6 protein-coding genes and 1 tRNA gene are annotated in these 10,869 nt (G+C 73.0%); 5 read left to right on the top strand and 2 right to left on the bottom strand.

The window, feature by feature from the left end; translation table 11 throughout:
• Positions 1 to 487: 487 nt before the first annotated feature.
• The gene (locus AB0J72_RS11495; RefSeq protein ID WP_363397601.1) at positions 488 to 1,405 is read right to left on the bottom strand and encodes a hypothetical protein; all 918 of its coding nucleotides are present in this window, start codon (positions 1,403 to 1,405) and stop codon (positions 488 to 490) included.
• Positions 1,402 to 1,926 (bottom strand): SigE family RNA polymerase sigma factor, encoded by a 525-nt coding sequence (locus tag AB0J72_RS11490; protein ID WP_363397599.1) that lies wholly within the window; start codon positions 1,924 to 1,926, stop codon positions 1,402 to 1,404. The genes AB0J72_RS11495 and AB0J72_RS11490 overlap by 4 nt, the downstream gene beginning before the upstream one ends.
• Before the next feature lie 103 nt (positions 1,927 to 2,029).
• Between AB0J72_RS11490 and AB0J72_RS11485 the strand changes: the two genes are divergently transcribed.
• The 5 genes from AB0J72_RS11485 (at position 2,030) to AB0J72_RS11465 (ending at position 10,863) form a co-directional block, all read left to right on the top strand.
• A tRNA-Met gene (locus tag AB0J72_RS11485) sits at positions 2,030 to 2,103 on the top strand.
• Between the two features lie 1,234 nt (positions 2,104 to 3,337).
• The gene (locus AB0J72_RS11480) at positions 3,338 to 6,793 is read left to right on the top strand and encodes an ATP-binding protein (protein ID WP_363397597.1); all 3,456 of its coding nucleotides are present in this window, start codon (positions 3,338 to 3,340) and stop codon (positions 6,791 to 6,793) included.
• A 97-nt stretch (positions 6,794 to 6,890) separates the two neighbouring features.
• A complete protein-coding gene (locus tag AB0J72_RS11475) occupies positions 6,891 to 8,495 on the top strand; it encodes a hypothetical protein (protein ID WP_363397595.1) in 1,605 nt (534 codons plus the stop codon).
• Between the two features lie 52 nt (positions 8,496 to 8,547).
• A complete protein-coding gene (locus AB0J72_RS11470; protein ID WP_363397594.1) occupies positions 8,548 to 8,940 on the top strand; it encodes an SRPBCC family protein in 393 nt (130 codons plus the stop codon).
• Complete coding sequence (locus AB0J72_RS11465) at positions 8,941 to 10,863, top strand: beta-galactosidase (RefSeq protein ID WP_363397592.1); 1,923 nt, start codon at positions 8,941 to 8,943, stop codon at positions 10,861 to 10,863.
• The last annotated feature ends 6 nt before the right edge of the window (positions 10,864 to 10,869 follow it).

The raw sequence follows: 10,869 nt of genomic DNA, 5'->3' as shown, positions 1-10,869 counted from the left end.
CGCCCGGCGGGGGGGGGGGGGGGGGCCCCGGTGTGGGCTGGTCCCCCCGCCGCGGCGCCGCCGGCCGTCTCCGGGGTTCGTTCAACCGCCGCCGCGATCTTCGCGCCTTCCTTGGGGCCGTGGGTGTGGAGACGACGTCGGCTTCGTCGTCGTGACCGCGGCGGCGGTGCCTTGACCCATGCCCTGCTTGCTCGCCGTGCCGCTGAACGCGCCCTTGAAGTAGTCGGGCGGTGCCTTGTGTGGCCGCCCGGCTGGTTCCCTTGAGGGCCATCCATCCGACGGTCTTGGTGGCGAACGTCCCTCCGGCGCCACCGACCGCGCCGCCGGCGCCGCCCAGTAGGCCGCCGATGCCGGCGTCGAGCGCCACCTCGCCCCAGCTGTCGTCCTCGAGCTTCGAGGTCAGCCCGGCCCCGACCGCACCAGCCGCAACTTGGCAGCGCCGTTGGTGAACGGTGGTGCTCCATGGCGGTGAGCACCACCGGCACGGTCAGTTCGCCGGGACGACGTCCTTGGGGCGGTCCACGTGGACGGGGACGCCGTAGTCGGACAGCTCCAGCGTGGCGAAGAGCTGGCCGGACGCGACGGTCCGCTTGATCGTCGACTGCCACCAGTCCTGCATCGTCACCTTCGCGATCCGCCCGTCGGCGTTGAGGGTGACGTCGCCGGAGACCCTCGTCTCCAGGGTCGGATCAGCCGGGATGCCGTGGGTCGAGTACTCGAAGTGCAGGGTCCCGTCGGGGTTCTGCGTGACCGCCGCGTTCACCTCCTGCAGCGCCTTGAACAGCGTCGCCGGGTCCGGCCCGGTCGAGCCGAGGGCCCCCATGCCGTTGCCGGCCAGGGACAGGCGGTCGAACTTGCCCGGATACTGGCCGTAGCGCCCGTACACCTCGCCGCCCGGCGTCTTGTCCGGCGGCCGCGGCCCGAGCGGCGGCTCGGCGCCCATGTACCGAACCCCGTCGATGAGCAGCTCCACCGTCACCGAGTCGTCCTGCGGGCTGCGGACGTATCCGGTGGCGGTCATCGGGTCGAACGCCCCCTCCGACTCGATGACTGTCTTCCCGTCCGCGCTGCGCATCGTCAGCTTCATCCGGTAGCTGATGTTGTCGCTGGCCGCGGCCGCCTTCTGCAGTTTCAGGGACGCCGGCGGCTCCGCCTGCACGAGCGGCGGCTGCCGCTGCTCCTCCCTGCCACCGCCCGCACCGGTCGTCAGGCCCACGGCCAGCGCACCGGCGAGCCCGGCGACGCCCATCGCGTACCCGGTGCGGATCACCGCGGCGCGACGCCGGTGCCGTCTCGTCGCCCGCGCCAGGACGTCACCGCTGTCGGCGATCCCGGCGACGTGCGCCCGCATACCGGCCGCGAGCTGCGCCGCGAGGTCCTCAGGCTTCTCGATGTCGATGCTCATCGTCGTGCTCCATTCGGGACGGGAAACGGCTGAAGGTCCCAGGTGGCGGTCAGCTCGCGAAGGCGGGACAGACCCCGCGAGGCGGTGGACTTGACCGTGCCGACCGAACAGCCGAGCACGTCGGCGGCCTCGGCCTCGCTGAGCTGCTCCCAGTACCGCAGCACCAGCACGGCCCGCTGCCGCGGCGGCAACTGGGCGAGCGCCTGCAGCAACGCCTGCCGCAGCGCCACGGCGTCCGCACTGTCCGGCTCCCCCGGCGGCTCCGCCAGCAGCGCCACCTCCGACCGCCGCCGCCGCACCCGCCACTGGTCGACGGCCAGGTGGTACATCGTGCGCCGCAGATATCGTTCGGGGTCCTCACGCACCCGTCCCCACGAGCGCATCAACCGCTCCAGCGCCCCCTGCAGCAGGTCCTCCCCCGCCATCCTGCTGCCCGTGAGCAGCACCGCCGTGGCGAGCAAGGCACTGCCACGCTCCGCGACGAGGGCATCCAGCCCGTCGAAGCCGCGTCTCCAGAACACAGGCTCTCCCTTCGTCGCGGTCAAGACGACCCCACCGCCCGGAAGGTTGAGTCCGCCCCGCTGAAAATCCCGTCGCACCCCTCAGGTAAGGTTGAGAAACCGACGCGGGGTGGAGCAGCTCGGTAGCTCGCTGGGCTCATAACCCAGAGGTCGCAGGTTCAAATCCTGTCCCCGCTACAATCTTGGCGGCCCCTGCTTCGCGGCGGGGGCCGCTTGCCGTTCAGGTTTCCGCATTCCCCGCGCGAGCGGAGCTCGCTCCCCACAGGGGGAGCTTCGCTCCACCCTCGCCCCCTCAACACCGTCGGTGGTTGCACCATTCGCGGAGACGTCGGGCTCGTCGTGGCTTTGCCGCGTCGCTTCGCTCGCGGTCTGCAGGGGCTGCGCCCCTGCACCCCTGCAAACCCGGACCGGCGCCACTTGCACTGGCTGTGGACAGCACCGCCAACGGAACTCACCCCCTCGACACCGTCGTGATTGCGCCATTCGCGGAAACGTCGGGCTCGTCGTCGGGTTTGCCGCGTCGCTTCGCTCGCGAACTGCAAGGGGAGCTTCGCCCCCTGCACTCCAGACCGTCGCCACCTGGTCTGCTGCGGGGAGCTCGCCATTCATCGCTTGTCGCGTCGCTTCGCTTGCGGACTGCGAGGGAACTTCGGCCCCCTGGACCCCATGCATCCCCCGCACTCCGACCGTCGCCAACTTGCCCTGGGCTGTGGACAGCAGCGCCGAACGGAAACCGCTCCCCGCAGCGGAGCTTCGCCTCACCCTCGCCCCCACAACACCGTCGGTGGTTGCACCATTCGCAGAAACGTCGGGCTCGTCGTCGGGTTTGCCGCGTCGCTTCGCTTGCGGGCTGCGAGGGAGCTTCGCCCCCCCTGCAACCCCTGCATCCTCCGCACGCCCGATCGTCGGCAGCTCGCGCTGGGCTGTGGACAGCAGCGGCGAATGGAAGTCGGTCTCCACAGTGGAGCGGAGGTCCGCCTGCGACTCCTGCCCGACCCGGGGTGGCCACAGCCGCACCCAGAAACAGCACAGCCGCGCCCACTGGCGGTTGGCTCCTTGTCCTGCCGCTGGGCAAGTGCGTTCAGGCTCGTGTTGGACGGCTCCTCCTGGCGCTGCGGCGGCACTGCGGCCTTTGTCGCGCTCCACGTTCACCGCTAACGGCGGCGACGAACGGACCGCAGCTGGGGTTGATCGTTCCGTCGGCGGGGCGGAGGGATGTTTCGTTGAGTGCTGGTTTGGCGTTGTCTGCATCCAGGTCACCCCCATCGCTGACTGGACTCATGGGCAGTATCCGCTGGGGGTACGACAGTTTCGGTGGGTCGGCGGACGGGGGTTGTTGGGGCGAGCGGATTGGTGGGGGTCGCTACGATCTGGGGGCGTTGGGGGAGCGATGGGTTTGGATGGGGGTTGGGTGGAGGCGCGGCGGGCGCGGGTGGTGGAGTTCTGGCAGACGGTTGAGATGTTCAGTCCGCAGAAGGTGGAGAAGGTCGACCGCGAGCAGCTTGTGTTCGGGGTGCGGGCGGGGCAGGCGTTGCCGTGGGAGCCGGGGCATGAGCTGGCGCGGCGGAGGTTGCGGGCGAACCAGGCTTGGCGGCACGTGGTGTACCTGGGGGTCTACCGGCTGGACGAGGTGTTCGAGGTGCTGGCGCGGGTGCTGGAGCCGGAGCCTGACAGCTACGACGAGCGGCCGGGTGGGGAGAGTGCCTTCGCCGCGTTCGTGGTGGGTGAGGACGGGCGGGCGGTGCTCGGGTCGGAGGTGCTGTCCAGTTGTGCCTGGGCGACCGGGCGGGTGTTGGGCGAAGGGCCGGCGGCGGACTGGGTGGTGCGGTTCGAGCAGGCGTCGAGGGCGTTCGGCGAGCTGTGGCGGGAGGTGGTCACCCACGAGCCCGCCGGGACAGAGGACGCGGGGGACGACCGGCCGGCGCGGGTGCTCGGGGTCGAGGAGCTCGGGGCCTGTCTGGAGCTGGCGGTCGCGGTGGCGGGCACCGGTGACGCGCTGTCGGGGGTGGAGATCCGCATCAGCAGTCAGGTCGTGGCCCGGCGGACCGCTGACAACGTGAGCGGGCACGAGTTCCTCAACAGCTTCATCGTGAGTGACCTGGCGCTGGTCGCCGGGCAGGTGGCGAAGGGCGGCGACGGGGTCGCGCTGCGGGAGTACCTGCGGCCGGGGAGCGAGATCGCCGTCGCCGGGCGGGTGGACGTGCGGGAGCGGGTCGAGCACGTGTTCGCGGCGACCGCGCCGGAGACGGTGCCGGCCGGGCGGTGGCCGAGCGAGCCAGGGCACGCGTTGGCGTTGAGCCAGCAGCTGGCGGTCAACAGTGCGCTGGCGCTGGGCGGTACCGACGAAGACGCCGGAATCGTGGGGGTCAACGGGCCGCCGGGGACGGGCAAGACGACGATGCTGCGGGATCTGATCGCGGCGCTCGTGGTCGAGCGGGGCCGGCGGCTGGCCGCCCTGCCGGACCCGCGGCAGGCGTTCAGCGGGCGGCAGCTGCGGTGGAAGACGGGCAACTACCACCGCGTCGTGAGCGCCTGGCGGGCGGACCTGGTCGGCTTCGAGATGGTGGTGGCCTCGGCCAACAACGGCGCGGTGCAGAACGTCACGGACGAGATCCCGGCCGCCGCCGCGATCGCCGGGTGCTGGCGGGAGCGGGCGGCCGCGGTGGACTACTTCCCGCAGGTCGCCGGGGCGCTGCTGGCGGCGGAGGGCGAGGCGCCGGCGCCGGGCGCGGCGTGGGCGCTGGTGGCGGCCCGGCTCGGGAACAAGAGCAACCGCGGGCGGTTCGTCAACGCGTTCTGGTACCACACGCCGGACGACGATCCGCCCGACGAGGCGTGGTCCGGGCTGCTGGCCGTGCTCAAAGGCTACGAGCAGGACACGCCGGAGCAGTCGTGGACGGAGGCCGTGGCCGGCTTCCGGGCCGCCGAGGCGCGGGTGGAGGCGATCCGCGCCGAGCGGTCCGAGGCGTACGGCGCCGTCGTCGAGCGGATCGAGCTCGACCGCGAGATCGCCCGCCTGGCCGCGGCGACGCCGGTCGCGGCGGCCAGGGTCGAGGCCGCCAGGCAGCGGCGCGAGACCGCGGTGCGGGTGGAGCGCGAGCGGGCGGCGGAGGCGGAGCGGATCGCGCGGGAGCGCCGGCTGGAGGCCGAGCGGGCCGCCGTGCGGCGCCGGGAGGAGGCCGTGCGGGTCGCCGGCGAGCGCCGGGCCGAGGCCGAGCGGATCGTCGCCGGTCGGGTGGCCAACGCCGAGCGCTCGCTGCGCGCGTGGGAGGCCGAGGTCGGCCGGCAGTGGCAGGTCCGGGCCGCGCACCAGCAGGCCCGGCCGGGCTGGTGGGAGTGGCTGCGGACGCTCGGCGCGGCGAACGGGCGCTGGGCGGCGCACGACCGGTGGCTCGACGCCGAGATGCGGGCCGCCCGGCGCGAGCTGGAGGTGCGGCAGGCCACGCTGGCCGCGGCGCAGCGGGACGCGGACGCGGCGTGGCGGGCCCACGAGGTCGCGAGCCGCGAGGCGGCCACGGCGACGGCGGTGCCCGCCCCGGACGTCACCCACGAGCCGCTGGTGGTCGCGCGCCGGGAGCTCGCCCGGGCCGACGAGGAGGTCACCGCGGCCACCCGGGCCCTGACGGCAACGGAAACCGCCTGGAACACCGCCCGGGGGCGGCGCGCCGCCGCCGTCGACCGGCTCGCCGGCTTCGCGGCCGCGCTCGGCCGGCACTTCCCGGACGACGCCTGGTGGACCGACCGCGAGCGGCGCGAGCCGGCCGCGCTGTGGACGGATCCGGAGTGGAACACGGCGCGCAGCGAGCTGTTCCTGGCCGCCCTCGCGCTGCACCGGGCGTTTCTGCGGCACGCGGCCACCGACGTACGCCGGAACCTGCAGGCGGCGATGGACGTCGTCAGCGGTGAGGCGCCGCGCGACCTCGCCGGGGACGCCGCGCTCGCCGCGTGGCAGAGCCTGTTCTTCGTCGTGCCGGTGGTGTCCACGACGTTCGCCTCGTTCGCCCGGCTCTTCGGCCACCTGGGCAGGGAGGCGCTGGGCTGGCTGCTCATCGACGAGGCCGGCCAGGCGACCCCGCAGAACGCCGCCGGGGCGCTGTGGCGGTCCCGCCGCGCCGTGGTGGTCGGCGACCCGCTGCAGCTGGAGCCCGTCACCATGCTGCCGTTCCGCGCCGAGCAGGCGATCCGGGCGGAGCTCGGCGTCGACGAGGAGTGGCTGACCAGCCGCACGTCCGTGCAGCGGCTGGCCGACCGTCTCACGCCGCTGGGCACCAGCCTGCCCGCCGACGGCGACGACGACGAGATCTGGGTCGGCGTCCCGCTCACCGTGCACCGCCGCTGCGACCGGCCGATGTTCGACATCGTCAACGCCATCGCGTACGACGGGCTGATGATCGACGGTACCGGGACCGCGGCCCGCGACCGGTTCGCCGCCGAGTTCCCGACCCTGCCCGAGTCCAAGTGGATCGACGTCGCCGGTGCCGGCGCGCAGGGCCACTGGATCCCGGACGAGGGCCGCCGGCTGGACCGGGTCCTCGGCGTGCTCGACGAGGTCGGCGTCGACATGTCCGAGGTGATGGTCATCGCCCCGTTCCGGGACGTCGCCCGGCAGCTCGCCGCCCGGGCCCGGCGGTTCCCGGGCCTGACCGCGGGCACCGTGCACACCGCCCAGGGCAAGCAGGCCGACGTGGTGATCCTCGTGCTCGGCGGCAACCCGGCCCGCCCCGGCGCCCGCCGGTGGGCCGCGAGCCGCCCCAACCTGCTCAACGTCGCCGTCAGCAGGGCCAAGCGCCGCCTGTACGTCATCGGCGACCGCGAGGCGTGGTCGGCGCAGCGGTACTTCAAGACGCTCTCCGCCGACCTGCCGTAAACCTTTCGAAAGGCCTGGGGTTTCCCCGGGGGTGCGACCTACGGTCGCGGCCACACCCCACCCTGGGAGGACTCCCTTGCACAGAAAACTGGGCCGTTTGGCCGCGACGCTGGCGGCGGTGGCCGTCGTGCTCAGCTCCGCCGGGACCGCGCAGGCGACCGACGGCGGCGGGGACCGGCGCCGGCCGCTGTCGGCGGTGAACCTGCCGTCCGGTGACAGGGTGCTGTTCTACCTCGGGCAGGACAGCAGCACCCTGGCGGATTTCGACACGGCGGTGCTGGACGCCGACCGCGGGTTCCCGGTGCCCGCGGGCGTCACGCTGTACACGAACCTCGTCGGCGCGCCGATGAGCGGGATGTTCCAGCCGACCAACTACGGCGCCGGCGACAACGACTTCCCGGCCACGCTCAACACGTACGGCGGCGGGATCGCGGTCGGGCTGTTCCTGTCGGACCCGTCGCAGACGCCGCTGAAGGCGCTCGCCGGCACGGCCGACCAGGCGACGGTCGCGCGGTACCGCAAGTGGCTCGACGAGTTCATCACGTACTTCGACCGGACCGGACGGGACGTGTTCCTGCGGATCGGCCACGAGTTCGACGGCGCGTGGAACGCCTACGACCCGGAGCTGTACAAGGAGGCGTTCCGGTACATCGCGCGGCGCATCGACCGGCTCGGGGTGCGGCGGATCGCGACGGTGTGGCAGTCGGCGGCGTGGCCGCGGGTCGAGCAGGCGCCCTACGCGCCGACCGACGCCGGGCACTGGGAGCAGTGGTACCCGGGCGACGAGTACGTCGACTGGGCCGGGCTGTCGCACTTCTACGGCGAGCGCTTCGACCGCTACCAGTGGGCCTGCGAGACGCCGGGCAACGTGGCCGCGACGCCGCTCGCGGTGCAGGAGTCGCTGCTGGACTTCGCCCGGAAGCACCGCAAGCCGGTGTTCGTCGCCGAGTCCGCGCCGCAGGGGTTCGACCTCGGCAACCTGACCGCCGGCTGCATCTTCGTCGACCCGGCCACCGGCGGGCCGCGGGCGACCGTGCCGGTCACCGCCGAGCAGATCTGGGACACCTGGTACGCGCCGTACTTCCGGTTCATCGGGCGCAACCGCGACATCGTCCGCGGCGTCGCGTACATCAACACCAACTGGGCGAGCCAGTCGATGTGGAACTGCCAGCCCGGCGCCTGCGCCAACGGGCACTGGGGGGACAGCAGGATCCAGGCGAACCCGCTGATCCTGCGCCGCTTCCGGGCCGAGATCGCCAAGCGCCTCTACGTCCACGGCCCGGACCGCGTCCGCGGCTTCGAACCGCCGGACTTCTCCGGCCCCGGCCGCTCCGAGGGCGAGTACGCGGACCTGCCGCAGGGTGGGTCGACCGGCATCGCCGTCAGCGACCCGACCGCCTCCAACGACAGGACCGCCCTGGTGTACGCCAACGGCGCGTCGATCGCCTTCGACCACGTCGGTCGCGGCCCGTCCATCGACCTGCGGTACGCCACCGTCACCGGCAACGTGCAGCTGACGATGCTCGTCAACGGCGCCGCCAGGTACACGCTGCAGCTGCCGAACCAGGGCAGCGCCACCGCGTGGGCGACGGTCACGATCCCGGTGCCGGTGCCCGACGACGCGGCGGTGACCCTGCGGCTGGACAGCGGCGACGTCGTCTGGGTCGACTACATCACCCCGGGGCAGCGCAACCGCCGCTGACATCTGCCCGGCGGGGCCGAAATTGTCGTACCCGCCGGGCAGAATCAGACCCATGATGGAGTCCCGACACGTCAGCCGCAGCATCAACCGATCGGCAGGGGACGTCTACGCATACGCGTCGAACCCGGCGAACCTGCCCGCCTGGGCGCCGGGTCTGCTGAAGTCCGTCGAGTGGGTCGACGGGCAGTGGGTCGCCGACTCGGACATGGGGCGGATCCTGCTGGACTGGGCGCCGGACAACCCGTTCGGCGTCATGGACCACCACGTGACGGTGCCGTCCGGCGAGACGTTCTACAACCCGATGCGGGTCACCGCCAACGGCGCGGGCAGCGAGGTCGTGTTCAGCGTGCGGCGCCAGCCGGGCATGACGGACGAGGAGTTCGACCGGGACTGCGCGGCGGTCCAGGCCGACCTCGACGCCCTGGCAAGGATTCTGGAACATTAGATGCTCGCGTACGGGGGCGACTACACGCCTGAGCAGTGGCCCGAGGAGGTCTGGGCGCAGGACGTCGAGCTGATGCGGGCCGCCGGGGTCAACCTCGTCAGCGTCGGCATGTTCAGCTGGGCGCTGGTCGAGCCGGCCGAGGGGCGGCACACGTTCGAGTGGCTCGACCGGGTGCTGGACCTGCTGCACGGCGCCGGGATCCGGGTCGACCTGGGGACGCCGACCGCCGTGCCGCCGCCGTGGTTCATCCGGCGGCACCCGGGCGCGCGGCTCGTCGACCGGGCCGGGCACGTGCTGGGGCAGGGCGGCCGGCAGAGCTTCTGCCCCAGCTCCCCCGACTACGCCCGGGCGTCGCGGGCGATCGCCGAGCAGCTCGCCCGGCGCTACGGCGGGCATCCGGCGCTCGCACTGTGGCACGTCCACAACGAGTATGCCGGGGTCAACGCCCACTGCTACTGCGACACGTGCGCGGCGGCGTTCCGCGGGTGGCTGCGCGACCGGCACGGCGACCTGCCCGCGTTGAACGCCGCGTGGGGCACCGCATTCTGGGGTCAGCGGTATGGCGACTGGGAGGAGATCGACCTGCCGCGGCTCGCGCCGACCGCCGTCAACCCCGCCCAGCAGCTGGACTTCCTGCGGTTCTGCTCCGACACGCACCTCGCCAACTACCGGCGGGAGCGCGACGCGCTGAAGCGGCACTCCCCCGGCGTACCGGTCACCACCAACTTCATGATCGCCAACTGCAAGTGGCTGGACTACTGGAAGTGGGCGCGTGAGGTCGACGTCGTCGCCAACGACCATTACCTGACCGCCGAGCGGGAGGACCGGCACGTCGAGCTGGCCATGTGCGCGGACCTCACCCGCGGCCTCGCCGGCGGCGCGCCTTGGCTGCTCATGGAGCACTCGACCGGCGCCGTCAACTGGCAGCCGCGCAACATCGCGAAGCGCCCCGGCGAGCTGGCCCGCAACAGCCTGACGCACGTCGCCCGCGGCGCCGACGGGGTGCTGTTCTTCCAGTGGCGGGCGTCGCGGTCCGGCGCCGAGAAGTTCCACTCCGCGATGCTGCCGCAGGGCGGCACCGGCACCAGGGTCTGGCGCGAGGTCACCGAGCTCGGCGAGCGGCTCGCCGGCCTGGGCGCGGTGCGCGGCACCCGGGTCGCGGCGGACGTCGCCGTCGTCTGGGACTGGGAGTCGTGGTGGGCGCTCGAGCTGGAGTGGCGGCCGTCGGTGGACCTCGCGTTCCGTGAGCGGGTCGAGGCCTACTACGGGCAGCTGTGGCGCGACCACCTGACCGTCGACTTCGTGCACCCGTCGGCCGACCTGGAGCGGTATCCGCTGGTCGTGGTGCCGTCGCTGTACCTGACGACCCCGGCCGCCGCGGCGAACCTCGACCGGTACGTGTCCGGCGGCGGGACGCTCGTCGTGTCGTACTTCTCCGGCATCGTCGACACCAACGACACCGTGCCCGACGGCCCCTACCCGGGCGCGCTGCGCGACCTGCTCGGCCTCACGGTCGAGGAGTTCCTGCCCCTGCGCGCCGGCGAGCGGGTCACCCTCAGCGACGGCTCCACCGCCGACGTCTGGACCGAGCACGTGGTCCTCGCGGGCGCGGAGACCGTGCTGTCCTATGTGGACGGTCCGGCGCCGGGCGGCCCGGCCGTCACCCGCCACCGGCGCGGGCGCGGCGTCGCCTGGTATGTCTCCACCCGCCCGGCCGATCTCGGGTCGTTGCTGCGGCAGGTGTACGACGGAGCGGGGCTGACCCCCCTGCTGGCGCGGCTGCCTGACCTTCCGGACACCGTGGAGGTGGTGCGCCGGCCGCCGTTCCTGTTCGCGATCAACCACGGCGGGACCCCCGCCGACGTGCGAGGCGTCACGGTCGAGCCCGGCGCCGTGGCGGTCGTCCCCGACGGTCCGGCATAGGGTTGG

The organism is Dactylosporangium sp. NPDC049742, assembly GCF_040674675.1.
Taxonomy (GTDB): Bacteria; Actinomycetota; Actinomycetes; order Mycobacteriales; family Micromonosporaceae; genus Dactylosporangium; species Dactylosporangium maewongense.
Note: the sequence above shows the minus strand (reverse complement) of the source record. Positions and strands in the feature narration are given on the sequence as shown.

Bases quoted from the DNA above. Each gene is read 5' to 3' on its own strand.
- AB0J72_RS11495 (WP_363397601.1), bottom strand. From the start codon at position 1,405: ATGAGCATCGACATCGAGAAGCCTGAGGACCTCGCGGCGCAGCTCGCG.
- AB0J72_RS11470 (WP_363397594.1), top strand. From the start codon at position 8,548: ATGATGGAGTCCCGACACGTCAGCCGCAGCATCAACCGATCGGCAGGG.
- AB0J72_RS11465 (WP_363397592.1), top strand. From the start codon at position 8,941: ATGCTCGCGTACGGGGGCGACTACACGCCTGAGCAGTGGCCCGAGGAG.